Origin of the sequence: Streptomyces sp. NPDC002328 (genome assembly GCF_042890065.1) — a bacterium.
In the GTDB taxonomy this organism is placed as follows: Bacteria; Actinomycetota; Actinomycetes; order Streptomycetales; family Streptomycetaceae; genus Streptomyces.
The window spans coordinates 119293-142035 of record NZ_JBIARQ010000006.1; the positions used below are offsets into that span (position 1 = coordinate 119293).

General features: G+C 71.7%; 19 protein-coding genes. 12 read left to right on the plus strand and 7 right to left on the minus strand.

Annotation, left to right across the window (positions count from 1 at the left end; translation table 11 throughout):
• Positions 1 to 33: 33 nt before the first annotated feature.
• From ACFYX4_RS17895 to ACFYX4_RS17925, 7 genes are all read right to left on the minus strand, one after another.
• Complete coding sequence (locus ACFYX4_RS17895) at positions 34 to 1134, minus strand: LuxR C-terminal-related transcriptional regulator (RefSeq protein WP_389333369.1); 1101 nt, start codon at positions 1132 to 1134, stop codon at positions 34 to 36.
• A gap of 258 nt (positions 1135 to 1392) precedes the next feature.
• Positions 1393 to 2508, minus strand: coding sequence for a sugar ABC transporter substrate-binding protein (locus ACFYX4_RS17900; RefSeq protein WP_389333372.1), 1116 nt, complete (start codon positions 2506 to 2508; stop codon positions 1393 to 1395).
• Between the two features lie 270 nt (positions 2509 to 2778).
• A complete protein-coding gene (locus ACFYX4_RS17905) occupies positions 2779 to 4509 on the minus strand; it encodes a type IV secretory system conjugative DNA transfer family protein (RefSeq protein ID WP_389333375.1) in 1731 nt (576 codons plus the stop codon).
• Positions 4510 to 4568: 59 nt separating this feature from the next.
• The gene (locus ACFYX4_RS17910; RefSeq protein WP_389333378.1) at positions 4569 to 6710 is read right to left on the minus strand and encodes a peptidoglycan DD-metalloendopeptidase family protein; all 2142 of its coding nucleotides are present in this window, start codon (positions 6708 to 6710) and stop codon (positions 4569 to 4571) included.
• A gap of 7 nt (positions 6711 to 6717) precedes the next feature.
• Positions 6718 to 7389 carry a hypothetical protein gene (locus ACFYX4_RS17915; protein ID WP_389333381.1) on the minus strand — a complete coding sequence of 224 codons (672 nt, stop codon included), beginning with the start codon at positions 7387 to 7389 and terminating at the stop codon, positions 6718 to 6720.
• A 262-nt stretch (positions 7390 to 7651) separates the two neighbouring features.
• Entirely contained in the window at positions 7652 to 8023 is a 372-nt protein-coding gene (locus ACFYX4_RS17920) for a DUF4913 domain-containing protein (RefSeq protein WP_389333384.1), read from the minus strand.
• Positions 8024 to 8106: 83 nt separating this feature from the next.
• The gene (locus tag ACFYX4_RS17925; protein ID WP_389333387.1) at positions 8107 to 8667 is read right to left on the minus strand and encodes a hypothetical protein; all 561 of its coding nucleotides are present in this window, start codon (positions 8665 to 8667) and stop codon (positions 8107 to 8109) included.
• A 322-nt stretch (positions 8668 to 8989) separates the two neighbouring features.
• Here ACFYX4_RS17925 and ACFYX4_RS17930 point away from each other — a divergent pair, with 322 nt between their 5' ends.
• The 12 genes from ACFYX4_RS17930 (at position 8990) to ACFYX4_RS17985 (ending at position 22732) form a co-directional block, all read left to right on the plus strand.
• A complete protein-coding gene (locus ACFYX4_RS17930) occupies positions 8990 to 10795 on the plus strand; it encodes a conjugal transfer protein (protein ID WP_389333390.1) in 1806 nt (601 codons plus the stop codon).
• 40 nt (positions 10796 to 10835) lie between these two features.
• A complete protein-coding gene (locus tag ACFYX4_RS17935) occupies positions 10836 to 11099 on the plus strand; it encodes a hypothetical protein (protein ID WP_389333392.1) in 264 nt (87 codons plus the stop codon).
• Between the two features lie 63 nt (positions 11100 to 11162).
• Entirely contained in the window at positions 11163 to 11648 is a 486-nt protein-coding gene (locus tag ACFYX4_RS17940) for a hypothetical protein (RefSeq protein ID WP_389333395.1), read from the plus strand.
• A 110-nt stretch (positions 11649 to 11758) separates the two neighbouring features.
• Positions 11759 to 14752, plus strand: coding sequence for an ATP-binding protein (locus ACFYX4_RS17945; protein ID WP_389333398.1), 2994 nt, complete (start codon positions 11759 to 11761; stop codon positions 14750 to 14752).
• Positions 14753 to 14793: 41 nt separating this feature from the next.
• Positions 14794 to 15393 (plus strand): hypothetical protein, encoded by a 600-nt coding sequence (locus tag ACFYX4_RS17950; protein ID WP_389333401.1) that lies wholly within the window; start codon positions 14794 to 14796, stop codon positions 15391 to 15393.
• Between the two features lie 56 nt (positions 15394 to 15449).
• Positions 15450 to 17699, plus strand: a complete 2250-nt coding sequence (locus tag ACFYX4_RS17955; protein ID WP_389333404.1) for a hypothetical protein — start codon at positions 15450 to 15452, stop codon at positions 17697 to 17699.
• Between the two features lie 33 nt (positions 17700 to 17732).
• Positions 17733 to 18362 carry a hypothetical protein gene (locus ACFYX4_RS17960; protein WP_389333407.1) on the plus strand — a complete coding sequence of 210 codons (630 nt, stop codon included), beginning with the start codon at positions 17733 to 17735 and terminating at the stop codon, positions 18360 to 18362.
• Between the two features lie 25 nt (positions 18363 to 18387).
• Complete coding sequence (locus ACFYX4_RS17965) at positions 18388 to 19011, plus strand: hypothetical protein (protein ID WP_389333410.1); 624 nt, start codon at positions 18388 to 18390, stop codon at positions 19009 to 19011.
• A complete protein-coding gene (locus ACFYX4_RS17970; RefSeq protein ID WP_389333413.1) occupies positions 19008 to 20180 on the plus strand; it encodes a hypothetical protein in 1173 nt (390 codons plus the stop codon). The genes ACFYX4_RS17965 and ACFYX4_RS17970 overlap by 4 nt, the downstream gene beginning before the upstream one ends.
• Positions 20177 to 20824, plus strand: coding sequence for a hypothetical protein (locus ACFYX4_RS17975; protein WP_389333416.1), 648 nt, complete (start codon positions 20177 to 20179; stop codon positions 20822 to 20824). Before ACFYX4_RS17970 ends, ACFYX4_RS17975 begins: the two co-directional genes overlap by 4 nt.
• Positions 20825 to 20957: 133 nt before the next feature.
• Entirely contained in the window at positions 20958 to 22445 is a 1488-nt protein-coding gene (locus tag ACFYX4_RS17980; RefSeq protein ID WP_389333419.1) for a WhiB family transcriptional regulator, read from the plus strand.
• Positions 22446 to 22468: 23 nt separating this feature from the next.
• Positions 22469 to 22732 carry a hypothetical protein gene (locus ACFYX4_RS17985; RefSeq protein WP_389333422.1) on the plus strand — a complete coding sequence of 88 codons (264 nt, stop codon included), beginning with the start codon at positions 22469 to 22471 and terminating at the stop codon, positions 22730 to 22732.
• Positions 22733 to 22743 lie beyond the last annotated feature (11 nt).

Genomic DNA, 22743 nt, shown 5'->3' on the forward strand with positions numbered 1-22743 from the left:
AACCGAGCGGGAGCCGGACGCGGCCCGGCTTTCTCACCGGGCGGTCGGGGACCCTTGGCCGGGAACGCCCGGAGCGCCCGGAGCAGCGGGGGCACTCGGGCCACCGGGGGCACTCGGGCCACCGGGGACGCCGACGGGGGTCGTCGTCTCGCCGAGCGGTCCGTCCAGGCCCACCTGGGCTATCCGCACGCCCAGTTGGGTGCGGCTCGCCGCGCCCAGGGTCTCCGAGAGGCGGGCGATGTGCGCCCGGCAGGTGCGGACGCTGATGCCGAGCCGCTCCGCGATCACCGCGTCCTGATGCCCCTCCGCGAGGAGCGCCGCGATGGACTGCTCGCGGTGGGATATGCCCTCGATGCGGGTGTCGGGCAGCGGCGCGGTCAGCGGGATCGCCAGCCGCCACAGCCGTTCGAAGACGGTGACCAGGTAGGCGATCAGCGCCGGGTGGCGCAGCTCCAGCGCCATCGTGCGGTCGGTGTTGGCGGGGATGAAGGCGACCGTGCGGTCGAAGAGGATCAGCCGGTCGATGACCTCGTCGAGCGTGCGCGCCTCCACCGCCTCGCCCATCAACTCCAGGTAGTTCAGGAGGCCTTGGCCGTGCCGGGCGACATGGGTGTACAGGTCGCGCATCCGCACGCCCCGCCCGCGCAGGGCGAGCGCCCGGTGCAGTCCCTCGGACAGTTCGTGCTCGCGCCGGATGCCGCCCGGCTGGACGGTCAGCACCTCCGTGGTGCACGCCTCCGTCGCCTGGTCCAGGGCCGCCTGGATGCGGGCGTCGCCGTCCAGGACGCGGATCGCCGCGCCCTCGGCGACGGCGGCGGACGGGGCCGGCCCGCCCAGGCCCGCGTACCACTCGAAGGCGGCGACCGCCGAGCCCATCCGCCGCCGGCTCGCGCTCACCTCGTCGTACAGGCCGTGCAGCAGCCGGGTCATGACCTCCTGCGGGGAGGTCGGCACCAGCCAGTCCATGTCGTCGGGGTCCGGGTGGAGCAGGGCGAGCTCCAGCAGACAGGGCACCGGCTCGGCGTCACGGCGGGGCACCCGGCCCCGGCGCACGGCCCGCGAGTAGACGCGGTCCCCGGCCTCGCACAGTCGGTCGGCGCCGTGTGGATGGTCCTGCGCCCCGTGCCCGGCCATCGTCCATCCCACCCCCCGCAGTCCGCGTGTTCCGCAGCGCAACTATGCGCGGCCCGGACCGGCTCCGCAACACGTCTCCCCCCGCCGGGGCCGTGGAAAACCACCCCTATCCACGGGTTTCTCCCGGCCTCCGCCGCTCGCGTTGCAACAACGAGAGGGGGCACGCGATACGCGTGCCCCCTCGGACTCCTCAAGCCCTTACGGACGTCCGGCCGACTACCTCAGACCGACTACCGCAGGCCGACCACCTGAGACCGACTACCGCAGGCCGATCGCCTGGCAGGGCGTCTTGTACTCGGCGGTGCAGATGTCGGACACCTTGTAGATGCCGTCCGCGATGACGGTGTCCTTGATGTTGCTCTTGGTCAGCGCGACCACGGTGACCAGGTTGGCCCGGATGCCCTTGTCGGTGGGGCTGTCGACCTCGTCGCGGGTCAGCGACTCGAACTGGATGTCCCGGCCGCGGGCCTTGGCGATGGCCATCTCCGCGGCGGCGGCGGCCATCTGCGGGTAGGGCTTGTAGACGCTCATGTACTGCTCGCCGCTGACGATCCGCTGCACCGCGGACAGTTCCGCGTCCTGGCCGGTGATCGGGGGCATCTCGCTGTCGCTGACGCCCGCCTTCTTCAGGGCCTTGATGATGGCGCCGGCCATGGCGTCGTTGGCGGAGTAGACGGCGGAGATCTTGCTCGCGCCGATCGCAGCGATCGCCTTGGTCATGTTGGCCTCGGCCTCGACCGGGCTCCAGTCCTTGGTGTCGAAGGACGCGGACGCGGGGATCGTCACCCGGCCGCTGAGCTCCGACATCGCGCCCTGCTTGAACTGGGCGGAGTTCGGGTCGGTGGGCGAGCCGTTCATCATGACGACCTTGTCGCTCAGGTCGGCCGAGCCCAGCGCCTCCACCAGGGTGCGGCCCTGGACCTCGCCGACGAGCTCGTTGTCGAAGGAGACGTACGCGTCGATCGGGCCCTGGGCCAGCCGGTCGTAGGCTATGACGGGGATGCCCGCCTCCTTGGCCTTCTTCACCGTGTCCGCGATGGACTTGGAGTCGACGGCGTCCAGCAGGATGATGTCGACCTTGTCCTCGATCATCCGTTCCATCTGGGTGACCTGGGTCGAGCTCTTGGCGGCCGCGTTGGCGTACTCGACCTTGCCCTTGTTGTTGGTGAGTTCGGCGACCTTGGCCTTGATGATGGGGTAGTCGAACTGCTCGTAGCGGGTGTTCGTCTCCTCCGGCATCAGCAGGCCCACGGTGACGTCGTCGCCCTTGGTCGGTGTCGCTTCGCCCGGCTCGTCCGTCGCGCCCAGCATGCCGCATCCGGCGAGCGAGAGGGACAGCGTGGAGGCGGCCACGGCTATGGCGATACGACGCATTCGGGGGCTCACTTCAGGTGCGTTCCGGACATGGGTGCGACATGCTGACCCAGGTGTCTGAAAAGCCAACGCGGCGGCGGCCGTCGGCGTCAAGCCGAACTACTTAACGAAGTAACAACATCACACTCCGCTTAGCATGTGAAGACGCATGGAGACGAAGCGAAGGGCGTACGCAACCGCCTCCAAACAGTCTTTACGGACTCCGGTTCCCACAGGAGTTCACGAACGGGAAAAGAAACGCACAACCGGGCCGGCCCGGCTGGACCCGGCTCAACGCGCCCCGGGGTCGTACTGCTTCAGCGACGCCTGCACCTCGGCCGCGTACGCGCCCTCCCACCACGGAATGGTCTCCACCAGGACCGGCTTGGTGCCGGAAGCCAGCACCAGGGCCCGGCCCGGGGGCAGCGCGCCGAGGTCGGAGACGCCGAGGACGCGCTCGCGGCGCGTGGACTCGCTGACCGTGCGGTTGCCGGACCAGCCGCCGAACTCCGACTCACGGCTCGTCTGGTACTCGCGCAGTTCGAACTCGCCGGCCAGCTCGCTCAGGTCGCCCAGGAAGCGGGTGTCGGAGACGCCGCCGCCGTAGACGCGGACGTTCGCGGCCGACCACAGCTTCTCCATGCCGCGCTCGCCCCACACCTCGATGCCCTGCGCCCAGGACTGAAGGATCGTCATCAGGATGATGCCGCGCGATCCGTAGTGCGAGTACAGGTCGGGCAGGGAGCGCCAGCGGCACACGTTGGCGGCTTCGTCGAGCACGCCGACCAGGGGCAGCGGGAGCCGGCCGCCACGCTGGGTGGTGGCGTACTCCTCGGCGGCCTCGACGACGGCGACGGTGAGCGCGGTCACGAGCGGCCCGGCGGAGTCGCGGCCCTCCCGGGAGAGGGAGTACAGGGTGCCGCCGCCGCGGACGAACGCGTGCGGGTCGAACTGCGGCGCGTTCGGGTCCGCGGACGGGGTCACCCAGCGGTTGACCTCCGGGTTGATCAGGCAGGACGCCATCTGCTGGGCGACGCCGTAGATGCCGCTGCGCTGCTTGTCGGGGGCGCTGATGACGCCGGCGAGACCGTCGGCTGCCATGGTGTGCCCGGCGCCGCGCAGGATCCGCTCCGGGGTGTCGTCCTTGGGGTTCGACAGCCAGGTGTAGATCTGCGTGATCGGCAGCTTTCCGCAGGCCGCCGCGAGCAGCAGGTTGGCCAGCAGATCCTGTCCGGCGGGGTCGAAGAAGGCGTCGGTGGAGGCGTTCGCGTCCCGCGACCCGCTCGCGAAGTGGTCGGCCATCTTGCGGGCCTTGGCGACGTCGGTGACGTAGGTCAACGGGTTCCAGAACCAGTTCGGCGGCTCGGCGGCGACCTGCTGCGGGTCGAACACCCAGACCGGGCCGCGGGCGGAGCGCGGACCGCGGGTGGCGTCCACGATGTCCCGCTTGTTGGAGGTGACGAGCACCGCGCCCGGCCCGTCGAGGATCGCCGGGATCGCCCGCCGGGTCGTCTTGCCGGTGCGCGGGCCCCAGATGTCGACGTGCATGTCCTCGTACGACCCGAACAGCGGCTGTCGGCCCTTCACGGACCGCCCGATGAACACGCCGGGCGTGCGCGCCTTCACCCCGAGCCGCTCGGCGGTGGCCGCCGCGCCCTTCATGGTGAGCTTGCCCAGCTCCTCGCCCCGCGCGAGGTGCTGGGCGGCCCCGTCCACCTTGGGCTTGTTGCGCAGCCGTTCCCGCACCCGGTACGCGGCCAGCGCCAGGACGCCGACCACCACGGCCTCCCCGGCGGCGACCGCGCTGGCCGCCGAACCCGGCCAGCTGTAGTCGCCCTTGACGACGGCCACCAGGAACGACAGCGGATTCGACGGCGGCGCGGGCGCGTCGGCGTAGGACGCCCCCACCTTCGCGGCCAGCCAGGCGCCGGCGCCGCACAGGAGGACGATCACGACGGCGATGACGATCTCGAGCGTCCAGTCGTCCTCGGCGCGGGGCTTCTTCTGCTGCTCTGCGGTCACCGGCGGGGCTGGCCTTTCTGGGGGTGGGGTGGGGTGGGGCAGGGGGTCGGCGGCACGGCTCAGGCGCCCTCGGCCTCGGTCTTGCCGTCGCCCTCGACCGCGTTGGTGCCCTGCGGGATCGGGACGCGATAGACGCCGGTGATCTTGTCCTGGTGGTCCCAGTTGCTGAACTCGACCGTCTTGCCGGGACGCGGCGCGTGGATGATCTTGTGACCCTTGGGGTCCCAGACCAGGCCCACATGGCCGGACGTGCCGTCGGCCTCCGGCCGGAAGAAGATCACGTCGCCGGCCTGCGCCTCGGCCAGCGGCACCTCGTACTTCTTGAGGTACGGCTCCTGGGTGTGGGTCGTCGTCCCGATGTTGATCTTCCCGCCGCTGGCCATGTAGTACGCCCACTGCGTGAAGCTGGAGCAGTCGAAGCTGGTCGGGTTGCGGCCCTGCAACCGCGGCGCGCCGAACACGTACGGCACGCCGACGCCGCGCTGCGCCCAGCCGAGGACCGCGCGGATCACCGGGTCGTCGGAGTCGGGCAGGACGCCGGAGGCGCCGGCGCCGTCGGGGGCGACGTTGGCTCCGCCGCCGCCCTCGGCGCACTCGGCGTACTGGGCGTCCCGGGCTTCCCCGCCGTCGTCCTCGGAGCCGGGAACGGTGCCGTAGTCCGGGTTGGCGGTGACCCGGCCCGCCATCCACGCCTGCGGGTCGACCATGCCGGGGCCCTGGTCCTGACCGCCGACGAAGGGGTTGTCGACGCCGGGGACCCGGACCTCCCAGTGCAGGTGGGCACCGGTGACGTTGCCGGTCGCGCCGACCGTGCCGATCTGCTGGCCCCGCGTGACGGTCTGGCCGACGGAGACCTTGATCGAGGTCTGGTGGGCGAACAGCGTGATGACGCCGTTCGCGTGCCGGAGCTGCGTCATGTTGCCGTACGAGCCGCCCGGTCCGGCGACGATCACCTTGCCGTCGGCGGGGGCGTAGATGGGCACACCGCTGGCGGCCACGAGGTCGAGGCCGGTGTGGTAGCCGAGGCTCCACATGTTGCCGCTCTTGTGGTAGGGCGTGCCGATCTGGTAGCTGCCGTCCTTCATGGGCCACTGCCAGTCCTTGCCGGTGGCGGGCGGCGCGAGCGGGAAGGAGACGGGTGCGACGGCGTCCGCGGATCCGAGGACGGAGGCGGACGCGGTGGCGGTGGCGGTCGGGGCGAGGACGGTCGTGGAGTACGCGGCCGGAGCCATGGCCGTCGTGCTGCCCGCGCCCTCCAGCGGCGGCGTCGACCACGAACGGGGCGAGGTGGCCGCGATGTTGAGGGCGGAGCCGGGCTGGGCGTTGTTGCCGACCGGCTCGGGGATGTCCGACTGCTGCCCGAGGGTGGGGAAGCCGGGGTTCTTCTCGATGGTCTCTTTCAGGTGCGCGTACCAGCGCTTGATGAGGTCCTGGTCGCCGGTGAGGGTGCCGCGGTAGCGGGCGGCCTGGGTGAGGACGACACGGGGGTAGATCGTGTTGGAGGCGGTGGAACCGGAGTAGTTCAGCAGCGCCTTCCAGGGCTCGGTCTCGGCCTTCTTGGCGTGCAGGAAGTTCGCGGCGGCCCAGGCGGCGTCGTCGATGTTGTAGAGGTCCTTCTCGCCGTCACCGTTGCCGTCGGCGCCGTAGTCCGTCCAGGCCGGCGTGCCGAACTGGAGGATGCCCATGTAGCCGAGGGAGTTCTTGCCCCCGGGCGCGGCCGACTTGTCCTGGCCGTACTTGGTCTCCTGGTACATCTGCCCGGCGATGAGCGTCCAGTCGAGCCCGTCGTAGCGGGCGGCGGCACGCATGGCCGCCAAAATCATCTTGGGCGGAATCTCATTCCGAGCGGTCTCGCTCGGCATGTACATCTTGCCGGCCGGCATGACCGGGTTGGTGGCCGCGGCGTCACCGGTGTTCCCGGCTTGGGCGTTGTCGGCGTAGTCGCCGCAGCCGGCGGCCACGGCCCCGTTCCCGGCCCCGCCGATCATGCCGATGAGCAGGACCGTCACCAGGGAAGCGCCGCCGAAGGTCAGCAGGCCGCCGCTGCCGCCGAGGATGAGCCACAGCTTGAGGTTGTTCTTGTCCTTGCCCTTGCCGCCGCCCTGACCGCCTCCCCCGGCCGCGGCCTGACGGGCCCGCTTGGCGTTCCTGGCGACTTTCGCGGCCTGCTGAGCGGCCGCCAGCACGGCGGGTGCCACCATGGCCGGCTCACTCCCCCGACTCGTCGGAAGCGCCGACGTCGCCGAGGCCGAAGACGTCGAAGCCGGAGACGACCCACTGGCCGCTCTGGTCCGTGACGGTCACCAGCCATTCGTTGGACTCGGTGGCGGTCGCGCCGTTCGCGGTGCGCGCGGCCTTCACGTCGACCACGCTGGAGATCGAACGGCCGCTGCCGCGGACGACGTCGTCCGAGATCACCGCGTCGCGCACGACCGTGGCAGTGCCCTTCGACGCGCACTTCTCGGCCACGCAGGCCTCCCAGGCCCGGCCGGTGGGCAGCACGGTCGCCTGCTTCATCTGCGGGTCGCCGGTGGTGAGCCGCAGCAGCGGATCGCTCCACGCCGCCGCCTTGCTCGTGTGGTCGTACGTGCTGAGGCCGGCCATGTACGCCGCCATGACGCCGTGGGCCTCGTCGACTTCCGCCAGCGGGACGATCGGGGTCGCGCCGCCGCTCGGCCTCCGGGCGTCCGCTCCCGTGTCCCTGTCCGTGTTCCCGGCGGCCTGGGCGCCGTTGGTGGCGGCGGGTGTCGCGGCGCCGGCGTCGCCGCCCTTCTCGTCTCCGTCGAAGACGGTGAACACGGTGAGCACGGCGACCAGAAGGACACCGAGCACCGCCAGGGCGAGCAGGCCCGCGCGCTTGTTCTCGGCAGGCAACTCCACGTTCCCGCGCCTCCCTTGTTCCGAGCCGGTCCCCGGCAGCGCGGGGTGACCGGGACACGGTAGGGGGAGGGGGTGCGAGGGAGGGCCGGGTTTTCCCGGTGAGGAATGTTCGGGAAAAGCCGCCGGGAGCCCGGGAGATGCCGATCGGAGGGGACGGCGGCTCAGTCGACGCAGTCGGTGAGGACGCAGCCGTCGACCATCTGCTCGTACCGGTACCCGGCCGGCGGCACGAAGTCGGTGCCCGTGTCGACGGGCCGGGGCGTCACTCCGGTCGGGGATCCACCGGCAGTGGGTCGAACGGGTATGCCGTGTGGCCGTCCTTCGGGGAACAGGCCGCGAAGGGGCCCATGTCCGGGTCCATCAGTACGCGCAGGTGAGGGTCGGCGTGGTGCAGCCACCACGTCGACATGCCGAGCGCCGGGTCCTGGCGCAGATGCTCCCAGGCCAGCCAGAGCGCGGAGAGACGGGCGCCGGCCTCGGGGTGCTCCCACCACTTCGGGCACCAGGTGGCCGACGAGCCGTTGACCCTGCGGCGGATCACCTGGGACAGGTAGTCGGAGACGAAGACGAAGACGTCCGGGAAGAAGAACTCCGGTTCTTCGGAGACGACGGCGTCGGCGCCGGTGCCGGTCATCGGTGCGCTCCTGCGGGGTGCGGCGTGTCGGGGCAGGCTTTCGGGGGCGTTCGGGCTCGAGGGCGGGACGACCCGGCGTGCGGTCAGGTCAGGAAGATGCCGAGCAGCAGCAGCGCCACGACCACCGCGCCCATCACGATCCGCGCGGTCGGATCCTCGCGTTCCCACAGGTCGTGGACGACCGCCCAGCCGGTCATCCGCGCGGCGCGGCCGCTGTGAATGTCGGAGGCGGGAGCCTGCTGCTCCTCGTCGTCCTCGGCGTCCTCCCGCCGCGGTCCCGGCTCCTCGTCGAAACCGACCGGCAGCCCCTGCTGCTCCTGCGCCACCAGCACCATCGGCTCCAGGAGTTCGGGGATCGTGTTCGGGGTGAGCGGATGGACGAAGGTGCCGTACGGCGTCCGCACGCACAGGCGCGACTGCCAGGGGTTGCCGGGCTCGTAGCCGTCGATCCAGACCTGCTCGGCCTGGAAGACCTGCTCGGTCTGCGGCACGGCCTGCGCGGCCGGCGGGACGGGCTCGACTGACCGGACGGGCTCGACCGGCTGGACAGGCTCGACCGGCTGAACGGGCTCGACCGGCTGCGGCTGTCGGGGGATGCCCGTGGCGGGGTCGGGCTGGTGCGGCTGCCCGTAGTGGTCGCTCAACTCTCGTCCTTCGCCGGGTCCGTGGGGTCCAGGGGGGGTGGTGCGGGGTACGTCGGGCAGACGCGCCCAGCGCATTGTGCGCCGAGGGCGGGCCGGCGCGACGACCCCACTCTCCCGACGCGTCCCTGACACTTTTCCCGGCCTCTTTCCTCCCGGAGGCCCGCCGGGAATTCCCCGACTCCCGGCAGGGAAAAGCGCGACGGCCGCGTGACGGGACTTTGTCACACTGCCAGCGCACCTGGCTGGGGCCAGGGCCCGTCGTGGGTGCGGTCGCGCCCCGCCCAGGCGGACGGGGAACCGACTCGCTGGAGTAACCGACTCGATGACAGACCACAACAGCCCTGCTGGCGCGGTCGGCGGAGGCCAGCCTTCCGGGCAGCCCGGGTCCTTCGGTCCTTCCCAGCAGCCGCAGCAGCCGCAGCAGCCGCAGCAGCCGCAAGCGGGACACCAGCAGGCGTGGCAGGCCCAAGGCCAGCAGCCCCCGGCCCAGGGCCAGCAGCCCGACGCCCCGCAGCCGTCCCACCCCCAGCAGCTCCCCACCGACGCGGCCCGCGCCCAGGTCGCCGCCGCCTGGGTGCGCAACGCCCCCCGCGCCGGGCAGGCCGCCGTACCGTCGTTGCCGCCGCGCGAGACCCGCCCCCAGGGCGAGTCGAAGAAGGACAAGCGCGAGCGGGAGCGGGCGGAGCGCAAGGCCGCGTACGAGCAGAAGAAGGCCGAGAAGGAGCAGCGCAAGCGGGGCGGCGCGACGGCCTCGGCGCCGGTGGTGGTGACCGTGCCGACGCCCGCCACCACCGCAACGACCGCCACGACGGCCGCACCGGCGGCCCAGCCGGCGCCCCGGCACACCCACCAGCCCCCCGCCACGAGCACCCCGACGCCCGCGAGCAGCCCCACCGCCCCGGCCGCCGGCCACCCCGTCCCCGCCGCAGGCTCCCCCACCTCCCCGGCGTCCCACGCGCCCGCCCCGCCCCGCGATTTCGACGTGCCCCGCCCCGGCTCCCGCGCCCGCGCCTCCGGCGGCGGCAGCGGCAGTGGCGGGAGGCGTACGCACGTGGCCCTGCGCGCCACCCTCCTCATCACCACCTGCGTCTTCGCGCTCGGCTCCTGCGGTGTGATGGGCCTGGTGATCGGCAAGTCGTCCGGCCCCTCCACCGCGGGCCTGGACGCCGCGGACGCGGACCGCTACCGGCTGAGCGAGTTCCCGACCCAGCAGGCGGCGACCTTCGCGGAGCAGTACGCGCTGCTGTGCATGACGTTCTCCCCGGAGACCGCGTCCACCCGCCGCGAGAACCTCGCCCGCTACGCCTCCTCCGGCGTCGACGCCGAGTGCGGCTGGAGCGGCCAAGGCACCAGCACGGCCGTCTCCGCCGCCTGGGACGGCACCTCCGAGAAGCTTCCCGAGTACGGCGACCACGGCCGGTACATCGGGATCCAGGTCCGCACGCAGGACGGCGAGCTCACCACGCTCACCGTCCCGGTCTACGTGAAGGACCTCAGGACCGGCGACGGCATGCGCGTCGCAGGCGACGTCGGCCAGATGCCGCTGCCGGCCCGCGCGGACGTGCCCGAGATCGACCAGGACGACGAGATCGTCGACGACGCTCTGTCCCGGCAGCTCCAACAGCAGGTCCTGCCGGGCTACTTCGTCGCCTGGGGCGCGTCCGACAAGACCGCCATGGCCCGCTTCACCACACCCGACGCGACGCTCGCCGCGACCTCCGGCCTCTCCGGCCGGCTGGCCGCCCCGACGGTCAACGACGTCGTGGCGCTGGTCCCGGCGAACGTGCGGAACACCGACCCGTACACGTACCCGGCGGGACAGGCCGTGCAGGTGCGCGTGGTCGTCGACTGGGGCGACCCGAAGGCCCGGACGGTGCGCCGCGCCTACCGGATGACGGTGGTCAACACGGCGCAGGGCTGGTTCATCAAGGACATCCGCGGTGGCGTGCTCGACGCGCAGGGCGGCCGGGCCGACAGCGACGACACGGGCGCGGGAACGGGAACGGGCTCCGCCGCCCCCTCGGGCGCCCCCTCCGGCGCAGGCACGGCCCCTTCGGCCTCCGCCTCCGCCCCCGCGGCCCCCGCCACCTCCCCGTCGGCCCCGGCCAAGAAGCCCGGCAAGCCCTGACCACCGACCACCACCGCTTCACCACCCGAGAGGAATCACCGTGTATCTGGCCGCCACCACCATGGAGGACATGTTCGGAGAGATCGAGACGATCCTCCGCAACGCCGGCACCATGGTCGCCGTCATCGCCCTGCTCATCCTCGGCATCCGCATGCTCCTGTCGATGAAGCGCGGCGACGGCATGCGCGAGGCCTTCCAGGGCTTCGGCATGATCGCGCTCGCCGCCCTGATCATCGGCGGCGCCACCGGCCTCGCCGGACTGCTCATCGACCTCGGCGGCCAGATCGGCGGCGGCAACAACTAGGGTTTCTAGTCGTTTAGTTGACGATCCGTCATTGATTATTTGCCAGAGGGGAGTTCAGCAGACATGAGTCAGGAGGCACCGGAGCAGCTGGTCGCCTACGACCACACCGACCTGGTCAACCGCCCCAAGCGCATCTGGAACTGGGGCAACATCCCGCTGCCCGGTCTGCTGCTGCCGGCGCTGGGAGCGGCGTTCGGCTTCGGCCTCGTCTGGCTCATCGCCCTGTTCACCCTCTCGGCGTTCCTCCCCTTCCTCGCCATGTCGATGTGGACGTCGGTCCTCTACTTCGGCCCGCCGTTCGCCGTCTACTTCGTCTGGGGACGGCCGCTGCCCTCGGCGCTCACCCTGAGCCAGCAGCTGGTGGTGTGGACCGACTGGTGGTTCCAGCCCAAGCGGCTCCAGGGCCTCGCCGCCGACCAGGAACCGGAGGAGCTGCACTGGCAGGTCATCCTCTGGACCCCCGGCTCGCCGCGCTGGCAGGCCCGCTACGACGCCGCCCGCCGGGCCGCCGCCGAGCGCGGCAGCGCGTTCGCCGCGTCCAGGCGCTGACCCACCGCTTCCGCCACCGCCCACCGCTTCCGCACCCGCCACCGCACCCGCCCCCGCACCCGCCACCACTCCCTTACGTCGACCACCGACTACCGCAGGATGAGTCCTCCATGTTCATGTTGATCCTTCTGGGCGGGGCGGCCGCCTTCTTCGTGGTCGCCATGATCATGGCCGCCACGTCGAGCAAGAAGAACGGTCAGGGCGGCGGCAAGGGTTCGTCCGCTTCCCGCGCCAGGCGGTCGGGCGGGTCCGGCTCCTCGGCCGCCACCCGCCGCGAGGACCTCCGCCTCCCCTACCGCTACGCCGACGACATGATCTTCGTGCACGGCGACTCGGTGTGGACCGGTCTCGTCCTGCCCAACGCCATCGACGAGTACCTGAACGCCGGCGAGCTCCAGGCGATGGCCGAGGGCCCGGCCCGCGGTCTGCTCAACCTGGCCCGCGGCGACCGGGGCGTCGAGTGCCACTACCGCAAGGTGTACCAGCCGATCACCGCGCTGACCTGGGCGGAGGAGCTGAACGCGGTCGCCTGGGACCCGACGGAGAACTACAAGGCGTACAACCTGCGCAAGGCCGAGTACCAGGAGCGCATCGGCGCCAAGCGGGAGCGCAACATCCTGCTGGTGAAGCTCGGTTCGCTGAAGCGCGCGAGCGGCGGCTCCGGTGTCCTGGCCCAGGACGACGAGCCGTACGACGAGCCCGGACTGCTCCATGGCGTGCGCGGCGCCGCCGACCAGGCCGCCGCCACCGCGACCGGCGTCGCCGACGAGCACCTGGCCCCGCACGTCGTCGCCGAGTGGGCGCAGGTCGCCCTGGAGGTGCACGAGAGCCTGGAGGGCCTCAAGGGCTCCCCGCTCACCCGCGAGGAACTGGTCTGGCTGATCCGCAAGCCGCTGCACGGCGACCTCCCGGTGCCGCCGGAGCCGGTGCTCGGCTCGCGCGCCTGGGGCCCCGACCAGTTCGACCTGGTCGTCGACTTCTCCGGCGAGAACCGCAAGACGCACATCGTGCTGCACCAGTACGACGAGGTCACCGGCGAGCAGCAGACCAGCTACACCACCACCCTCGTCGCCGCCAACTGGCCCGCCGAGACCCGCTTCCGGCAGTCCACGGCATGGGCCCGCTACGCCGCCCAGCACGTCGAGTTCCCGGTCGAGATCGACATGCGGTTCACGCTCGTGCCGTATCTCAGGTTCAAGGACCGCGCCGACAAGATCCGCGGCAACCTCGTCGACGAGATGAACGACATGGCCAACTCCGGCCGCACCCCCGACACCAAGCTGGCCAGCCAGGTCACCCGCGCCCAGGAGCTCGTCGACGACATCGAGGAGCACAAGATGCCGGGCATGGAGGCGCAGATCCGCTTCACCATCTCGGCCCCGGACGTACGGGAGTTGGAGCGCAGGCGACGGGTCCTGGAAATGCAGTTCAAGCAGGACCTGAAGGTCACGCTGCTGCGCCCGACCCGCCAGCAGTGGCGGCTGCTCCAGTCGCAACTTCCGGGTGACGCTCCCAAGTTGCCGATCGCGCCGTATCTGCGCCTCCAGGAGGTGGAGCAGCTGGGCGCCGGACTGCCCACCGCCGGGACCGAGTTGGGCGACAACCCGGAGACCCGCTCCGGCAAGCGTCTGGGCTGGGTCGGCAACCTGGTCGGCTGGGCGGGCAAGATGCCGGTCCACTACTCGCTGCACGTGGGCCCCGCCCGCAACGACGGCGGCGGCCTCGCCATCGTCGGCGCGTCCGGCGGCGGCAAGTCCTCCCTGGCCCTCCAGAAGTTCTACGAGGAGTCGGAGGCGGGCGTCCGCTGCCTGGTCATCGACCCCAAGACCGACTTCGCCCAGCTGTGCTACTACCTGGCCTTCGGCGCCCAGGTGAACGACCCGGCGTTCGCGGGCGACGCGGAGTCCGGCGTCCTCGGCACGCCGGAGAGCCGATTCCAGCCGGTGAACCCGGAGTTCTGGGCCGAGACGGAGGTCGTCGACCTCCTGAAGGGCCAGGCGGGCGTCCTGGACCCGTGGGTGATCGCCCGGGACGTCCCGGCGGGCCGCCTGCTCGCCGAGTCGATGCTGCGCGGCTTCCTCGGCGACGAGGACTACCAGCGCGTACGCCTCCCCGTGATCGAGGCGATGGCGACGGTCATCGGCCGCTACAACTCCGCGATCCGCCAGGCCGTGGAGCAGGGCCACACCGCCCGCGACGCCGAACTCGCCGTACCGCGGCCGACGTTGTGGCAGGTGGTGGACGAGGTCGTCGCGGCGTACGACCACGCGATCGCGTCCGGCGACCGCGAGGCGCAGAAGGACCTCAAGCTCGCGCAGATGCTCCTCACGGAGCTGCGCACGCTGCCCTACGCCCGGCTGTCCTTCGCCGAGCGCCCGCAGCCGCTGTCCAGCATGCGCAAGCGCCGTACCGTCATCACCCTGCGCGGCTTCCAGTCGCCGGCGGCCTCCGACCCGCGCAACTGGAACCCCGCCGAACGCCTCGCGGCGACGGCCCTGATGGCGGTCGTCGAACTGGGCAGCCAGATGCTGGACGTCGGCTACGAGAAGAACCCGGTGACCGGCCAGGTCGGTCTGCGCCCCAAGGCGCTCTTCGTCGACGAGGCGTACGTCGTCACGGCGACGGAGTCCGGCCGCGACCTGATGCGCCGCGCCCTGAAGCAGGGCCGCTCCTACCTGGCCGTGACGGTCCTCATCACCCAGCAGGCCATCGACCTGGTCCAGATCGAGGACTCCGAGGCCCGCAGCGGCGGCGCCAACCAGATCCACACCGTCTTCGCCTTCAAGCAGAAGTCGGCCCAGGAGGCGTCGCTGGTGGCCCCGCTGCTCGGCCGCCCCGAGGACGACCCGAAGGTCATCGCCGCGCTCCAGGACCTGCGCACGGGCGTCTGCCTCCAGCGCGACGCCGACAAGCGCGTGGGCACGGTCGCCGTCGACCTGGTCTTCAAGGAGATCCTCGCCGCCACGGACACCAACGGCACCACCCGCCCGGCCCGCCAGGGCGTCAACCCCCCGCTGAGCGTGTGGGACTGGACATTCCTCCAGGAGGCGGAGGAGGACCCGGCACCGGCCCTCGAACCGGAACCGGCCGCCCAGCCCGTGTGACGGCCGACCCGGCCACCCCATCAGCACAGAGGACGGACACCATGCGAACCAAGCGAGCCTTCGCGACAGCCGCCACCCTCGTCGCGTTGACGACGGCGGTCGGGTGCGGGAGCGAGGACGACGGCGGCACGGCCGGCGACGGCAAGAGCACCGCCGGCGGCGGCAACAGCACCAGCAGCAGCGGCCAGGGCGCCACGAGCACCCTGCCCGAGGCCGCCGACATGGCGTCCATCGCGTACTACCTCAACAAGTACACCGCCTGCCTGGACCTGACGACGGGCGACAAGTACGACGCCGGCCACGACAGCCAGGACAGCGCCTGGGGCTCGGACGAGGCCGAGGACCCCTCCTGGGGCATCAAGGAGCGGGGCGTCTGCTCGGACCAGGGCGGCCGGCCCGTCGCGCTGCTCTCCGTGGCCGACATGAAGACCTTCCAGACCGCCGTCAAGAAGGACGGCTCCAAGTTCCTCGTCGGCCAGGACTTCGCCGTCGTCCCCGTCGGCGACAGGACGATCCAGGAACTCCAGAAGTCCGAACTCCGCTTCCTCACCTGCGACCCGGACTTCTCCGCGCCCAGCGGATTCACCAAGGAGGCCGCAGCCGTCGACGGGTGCGTGCTGAGCGACTACTTCGCCGACTGACCCCGACACCCCGTTCGTCCCTCTGCCCGCACCCGCGTTCCCCGAAGGGAATACAGATGCCCTCGCGCACAGCGCTGCGCCGCGCCCTCACCAGGGCAGGCACGGCCGTCCGCGCCCTCCTCTTCGTGGCGCTGACCCTGACGGCCCTGACCCTGGCCATGCCTACCCCGGCGTACGCGGGCTTCTCCTGCGACTTCACCGGCGACGACAGCTACCAGATGGACACGCCCGGCACGAACGGCGAGTCCGTGTTCGCCGCCGTCATGCAGTGGGACAGGGACACCAAGAAGTCCACGACGCTCATGGACGACTCCGGGACGACCACCGGCGCCGTGAAGATGCCCGACAGCCCGGACAAGTACACGATGTACGAGCTGGACGGCATGCGCGGCATGAACTGGTCGCAGACCTTCAAGGGCCGGGGCGACGCCTCCGAGGACAACGGCAACGTGGGCAGCGGCGCCGACGACTGCTCGGTGATGTCCTACGTCAACAACGGCGTCGCCGACTCCGTCCTCAACGGCACGAAGATCTTCACGCGGGCCGCCATCTCCATCAAGGAGTCCGCGTCCAACCCCAGCCCGCTCGCGGGCCTGTACGAGGGCCGCGACAGCGTCGTGACGACGTTGAAGGAGAACGTGCTGCGCCCGGCCGTGCCGGTCATGATCGTGCTGGTGGGTCTGTGGGTGTTCACCAAGTGGCGCAAGGGCGACATGCGCGAGGTGTGGGCCGGCGTCTCCTGGTCCGCGCTGACGATCGTCGCCGTCACGGCGTTCCTGACCGGCGGCAACTACGACAAGTTCGTGAGCACCTCCGACTCCTACATCGCGCGGGCGAACTCCGCCCTGACGGAGACGGTCCTCGCCGGGGTCTCGGGTGAGACGCAGTCCCCGTGCGACCTGGACAAGGGCGCCTACAACCGCGGCCTGCGCATCTCCAGCTGCGCCATGTACGACACGCTCGTCTTCCGGCCCTGGGCGCTGGGCCAGTTCGGCGACCCGGGCAAGAACTGCATCTTCAAGAAGGAGGGCGGCGGCGAGGTCAGGAACGGCGTCTGCCTGCCCGCCGAGAACAACAAGACGTGCGAGTGGGGCAAGGGAGCCCGCTGCGAGGACCTGCGGGTGATCCAGCTCGTCGCACAGTCCAAGACCAACAAAGACGCGTTCAGCGGCAAGAACCTCGACAAGTTCAAGAACGACTGGATCCCCATCCGGCAGCAGATCGCGGGCGGCAAGGACAAGGGCGACGACGTCCCGGACATGCACGTCTATCCGGTCGCCTTCAACGACTGGGCGGGCAAGAGCGCCGGCGGCCGGGTGGGGCTCGCCTTCTACTCCCTCATCGCCGCGCTCATCGTCGGCCTGATGGTCGTCGTCCTCAGTGCCCTGACCCTGCTCTGGCACGCGGTCACGCTGATCCTGGTCATCCTGCTGCCCCTGGTGGCCACGATCGGCATCCACCCCTCCCAGCAGAAGCTGATGAAGAGCTGGCTGGAGACGTTCATCCACAGTTTCGTGCTGCGCGCGGGCTTCGGCGTGATCCTTACCGTCCTGCTCGTCCTGTACCAGATGATCCTTCCGGCCAAGATCGCCCTCGGTACGCAGCTGCTGATGCTGCTCCTGGTCACCGTCGCCATCGTGATGATGCTGAAGAAGCTCCTCGCCGGGAACTTCACCCCGCAGGTCGCGGGCGGCGAGGACCTCCTCGGCGTCCGGGACGCGGCGAACGCGACCGGAGCGAAGGCGCTGGCCATGGCCCCGGGCGTCGCCGCGGGCGCGGCCAAGACCACGGGCCGCGTCGCGAGTTCCACCGCCAGGGGCACCGCCTGGACGGTGGACCGGGTCGTCGCCGGCGGCAAGGGCCGCGCCAAGTTGCAGGAGTGGGGCTGGATCGGGCAGTCCAAGCGCGAGCAGCGGCAGACGGCGAACCGTCAGGCCGGGACGGCGAAGATCACGCACGAGCAGAAGCTGCGGGAGAAGGAGCAGGCGGAGGAGGCGCAGGAGCAGCAGCCGTCGCCGAAGCGCGGCCGCCGCGTGAGCGGTTCCACGACCGCCCCGCCCCCGCAGCCGACACCCTCCACGGAGCCCCGCCCGGCGCCCACCGCTGCCGCTGCCCCCGCCCCCGCCACTGCCCCCGCCGCGGTGCCGGCCCCGGCCCCGGCGCCGCAGCCCCCGCGCCCCCGCCCCGCTCCTGCCCCCGAACCGCCGTCCGCCCCCCGGCCGCCGGCCCCACCGGCCCCGCCCCGGCAGCAGACGCCCCCGACCGGCCCCCCACGGGACCCCCGAGGCCCCAGCGGCCGCGTCTAGCCCACCCCGCCCACACCTCCTGAGGAGCCCACGATGCCCGCCCTGACCGCCGACCGCACCCCCGGCCAACTGGTCGCGGAACTCGAGCGGCTCATCGGCGTGGACTGGCCCACGGTGTGGGCCGGCGTCCCGCAGGACGAGGAGAAGCGGGGGCGCTGGTGCGCGGGGTTCGGGTGGCGGCCGCTGTGGTTCGAGGCGGGGCTGCGGGTCCGTACGGAGCTGGGCGGCCGCTTGCACCTGGCCTCAGCCGCACCTGGCCGTCCGGTGACGCGGGTCGAGCACGTCCTGTGGTCGGTGCGAGCCGCCTCGGCGTCCGAGAACGAGGCCGTGTCCTCGCTGGCCGCGGCGAAGTGGCCCGCGTACCTGGACGCCGTCAAGGCGGTCCTGAGCGTCCCCACCTGGAGCGGCGAATGGGACACGCCCGGCTTTCCGGACCCACCCGGCCCCGCGCACTGGGGGGACGCCGAGTGGCGCCGGGAACACCGTGATCCGTACCGCCTGGCCGTCTGGTCCTTCCGCACCCCGGGAGCTCCGCTGTTCGTGCTGAGGGCGGGCCTCTCGCCGGGCACGGCGGCGGGCTGGGGGCCGGGCAGTGCGACGATCTCTCTCGCCTGCCATGGGCCGGCCGACGCTCGGGACGAAGGCCCCGGCTGGCTGTTGTGACGACGAGGAACCAGAGGAACTGATCATGGGACTCACTTCAGGTCCGCAGGACCGGACCCCGCAGGAACTGGTCACCGAGCTGCGCGGACTGACCGACGTGGACTGGCCGACCGTCTGGGCCGGCCCGCCGTACCCGGGCAAGGGCCTGGACATGTGGTGCGCCCAGTTCGGTTGGACTCCGCTCAGCTTCGAACGGGTGCTTCAGGTGCGGACCGACACGGGCGGCGAGCTCGACCTCAACGCCTCCGGCGGCAGCTGGGCTCCCGTCGACAACCTCAGCCACTGGATCTGGGGGGCCGGTGCCGAGGCCGTCGAGGACAACCCCGCCGTCCTGGAAGCGGCGGACCAGGCGTGGCCGGTGTACCTGACCGCCGTCTGCTCCGTCCTCGGGGAACCGGCGTGGGAAGGAACCTGGGAGGCCGACGACTTCCCCGAGTCGCTCGGCACGCACCCCCTGGGCTCACGCGAATTCCGGCTCACGCGGAAGAACCCCTACCGGTTGGCCTACTGGATGCGGCGGGAAGGCGGCGGTCCGCTCGCCGTCATGACGATCACTCTGGCTTCGGGGACCGCGCAGGGGCGCTTCCCCGGCGCCGCGAACATGGCCGTGAAGTTCTATCCCCGACCCCTGGAGACCGGAGAACTGTGAGCGCTCCCCGCATACCCGAGGAAGTCGAACGACTCGCGCTCCGTCTCGCGAAGGAGGAGGCGGAGCGGGCGGCGAAGGCGCGAACTCCGGAAGGGGCCGAAGCGATCGCCGACGAACTGCGTGAGGAAGCCGCGGCACAAGGCCTGCATGTCAAGCAGTACATCGAAGCGCTGACCAAAGACCAGGAGGGCGTCCGCCCCCCGGAGGGCGCAAACCCCACGAGCGCGTTCTGGTCTTTCGGTATCAACGACGAACGCGCGCCGAACGCGTGGCTGGACAACCGGTACATCGCCGAGGCCTGGGCCGAGATTCAGAACCAGCGGGAGTCGGGCACCGCCCAGACGCTCGAAACGTCGGCGGCAGGCCGCAGGCTGAACGGGATGTACCTCTGGGAGACGGAGGTCCTGGAGGCTCTCGGCGGAGCCAAGGAAGGCTTCACCATCGACTGGACCCGCCAGTGCTGGGGTGACATCTCCGAGACCTACGCCACCGCGGCCAAGGGCCCCGTCGCCGTCTTCGCCCAGTACGCCGACACCCGCTCGATCCTCTACAACCGCGAACTCCCCACCCTCCACGCCAACACAGACGTAGGCCTGGACAACATCCACTTCGCCTACGAGGCCCCGCAGGCCTGGCCGCAGCAGACGCGCGCCGAACTCGGCACCGACGCGGCCCGCGCCGTCCTCCAGTTCAACGACCCCACCCAGGCGCACTTCGTCGACCCCGCCGTCTACCCGACCCAGGACCCGGCACAGCGCCAGGCGGCCCTGGAAACGGAGTTCGCCGCGGTGACGGCCGAACGCGCCGAACGCGCGGCCCGCAAGAGGGCGGAGCAGGAGACCGCGCAGGCAGCGGAGACGACTGCTCAGCCGACCGCCGAAGCAGCCACCCCAGCGACACCCGCCACCGAAGCAGCCACCCCAGCTACACCCGCCACCGAAGCAGCCACCCCGGCAAAGCCGGCCGCCGAAGCAGCCGCCCCCGCGACAACCGCCGCCGCCGAAGCCGAAACCCAGAACACCCCCGAGCCGGCCGCGCCCCCGGTGTGGCAGCTCGGTTTCACCCCCAAGCCGGTCGTCGCGACGCCCGCCTCCACCGCTCCCGCCGAGTCGAAGGCCCCGCCCTCCCCCGACCTCGGCAAGCAAGCCACCGGCACGGGGCTGGGATGAGCACGAAGAGGAGGACCACGCAGCGGACCGCTCCCCCCTCCGAGAGCCGGGCCCACCTCGTCCGCCGTCTCCTCCACCAGGACAAATCCGACCCCTGGGCCACCCGCCTCCTCCCCCGCCTCGTCTTCGCCCTGGCCGCCGCCTACACCCTCTTCGCCATCGCCTCGCAGAGCGGCTCCAGCTTCGTCACCGTCTGCGTCCTGCTCGCCCTCGGCGGGGTCCTCTGGCTGCTCCGGCACCGTGCGCAGCTGCTCCTCGCCCTCGGTGCGACGGTCCTCACCGCCGCCTTCACCGGCTACTTCTCCGCGGTGGGCGACTCGGCCCGGATGAGCACGAGCACGGTCGTCACCGGCCAGGCCGCCTTCGGCTACTGGGCGCTCGCCGGGATGGCCCTCCTCGGCGCCTGGATGGTGAAGCAGCACCCGGGCCGGCGCGGCGTGACCGTATGCCTCGCGGATGTGATCCTCGTCATCGCGTCCGCCGTCGGAATGTTCGTCCCGGAAGCGGGCGTACCGCTCGGTTTCCTCGGTGTCCTCGGCGTGCTGGCGGCCCGCGGCAACGGCGCGAAAGCGGTTTCGACCCGTGTCCGCCGGGCCTTCGCCCACCTCCGCCGACGCAACGCCCCTGACTCGGCGGACAGTTGAGGACCGTGTGAACGTTTGGTCTCGTCACTGTGCCAGATCCGTACGTGCTTTGCAGATGCGTTGCACGGGGTTGACGGATCGAACTACAGTCCACCCGGATCAGGCATTACCACGGGGGACTACACACATGCGTATGGCCAGCCATACGGCGCTGCCCGCGCGTCCACCGCGCGGGCCGGCACGGGGGGCGCACACATCCGACGCCGCCCTGCCCTGCCAGCGCCGCCCGGACGTGTTCCAGCACCCTCTGCTGGAGGCGCCGACCGATCCGCCCGACGACTCGCCCGAACTGCGCCGCCAGCACCTCGTCCTGCTGCGAACCGCCCGCGACCTGTGCGCCTCCTGCCCGTTGTGGGCGGAATGCCTTGAGGACGCCGTCGTCCACGCCGAGCCGTACGGCTACGCGGCGGCGACCACCCTCGAGGACCGCCGCTGGATCCGCCGCACGCTCGGCATCGGCGACGCCGCCGGCGACCTCCCCGTCCACCCGGCGGCCGACGGCGCCGGCGACCCCTCCCGCCGGCTGCTGCGCCTGCGCTCCCGCACCGCCGGCTCGACGGCCCGCCACCCCGCCGAGCACGGCTGGCCCGAAATCGCCGCCGTACTCGACGCGTTCGACATCCGCCAGGAACAACTCGCAGCTCAGCGACGTGCGTTGCGCCGCCACCTGACCGGAATCCCGTCCCCGTTGCACGAGCACACCGGCACACCGGGACCCCACAGACACACCCCGCCCCCGACCCCCCAACTCGAAAGCAGGACACAGGACATGGCAGCGGCCGAGTCCGGGCAACGGATCGCCTTCTCGTACGAGGATCCCGCCCAGGCCGTACGACAGACCCTGCTCGGCCCGCTGATCCGCTCCGCGCTGCCCGCCCTCACCAGCCTCGAACAGCTCGCCACGATGCTGACGAGCGTCCCCGGCGGCGACGTCACCCCCGAACTGCTGCGGGACGTACGCGCCGTACGGAACGCCGTCGAGGAACTGGCCCCCCACGACCCGGCGGACGACCCCGAAGGCCCCGAAGGCCCGGCGCTCCCCGCCCCCTTGCGCACCCTCACCGGCTCGGTCTCCGTCGAACTCGCGGCCACCGACCCGGTGGCGGCGCTGCGCCGCGACTTCCTCGAACCCCTGCTGCGCGAACTGGCCGCCTCCGTCACGAACATCGAGAAGGTCGCGACGATGCTGGCGGCCACCGAGGACGCCGACGAAACCCACCTGGAGCCCCTGCGCACCGCCCTGCGCCACCTCCACGACCACCTGCCGCCGCCCGGCACCGGCCTCGACGCCGGCGCCGCCACGGCGTCGGCCACCCCCGCCGCGCCCACGCCCCGCCGCCCGGCCACCGCGCCCAGCATCCGCGCCGCCGTCGAGACGGCCGTCTCCACCTTCCCCGGCCCCTTCTCCGCCCGCGACGTCCTGCGCGCCCTGCCGCCCGGCGTCTACGGCGACCCCTCGAAGACGATCAGCAACGTCCTTTCCTCCATGGTCAAGTCGGGCCGCCTTCAACGCCTCGCCCGGGGCACGTACGCTCGCACCGTCGACGTCCCCGACAACGCTCTGCCCACCCTGCCGAACCTGCCCGCCCCGCCGGAGCAGGACCAGGCCAAGAGCGCCTGAGCCGGAAGGAACCCGGAACCCCGATGACCGAACCGACCACCCCGCCCCCGCCCCCGGCAGCGACGGACGCCCAGGTGCACGTCTTCTCCCCCAACGCCGGTCTGATCGACGGCGTCCCCATCACCGCACCGCCCTACGGCGACATCCAGGAGGTCATCCTCGCGATCCTCCAGCAACGCGCCCAACAACTGGGCGCCCCCACCCCCGCCACAGTCACCGACAACCGCTACGGCGGCGCAATCCGCCTCCTGGTCCACCCGGACGGAGCAACGGAACAACTGAACTGAGGCAGACAGAA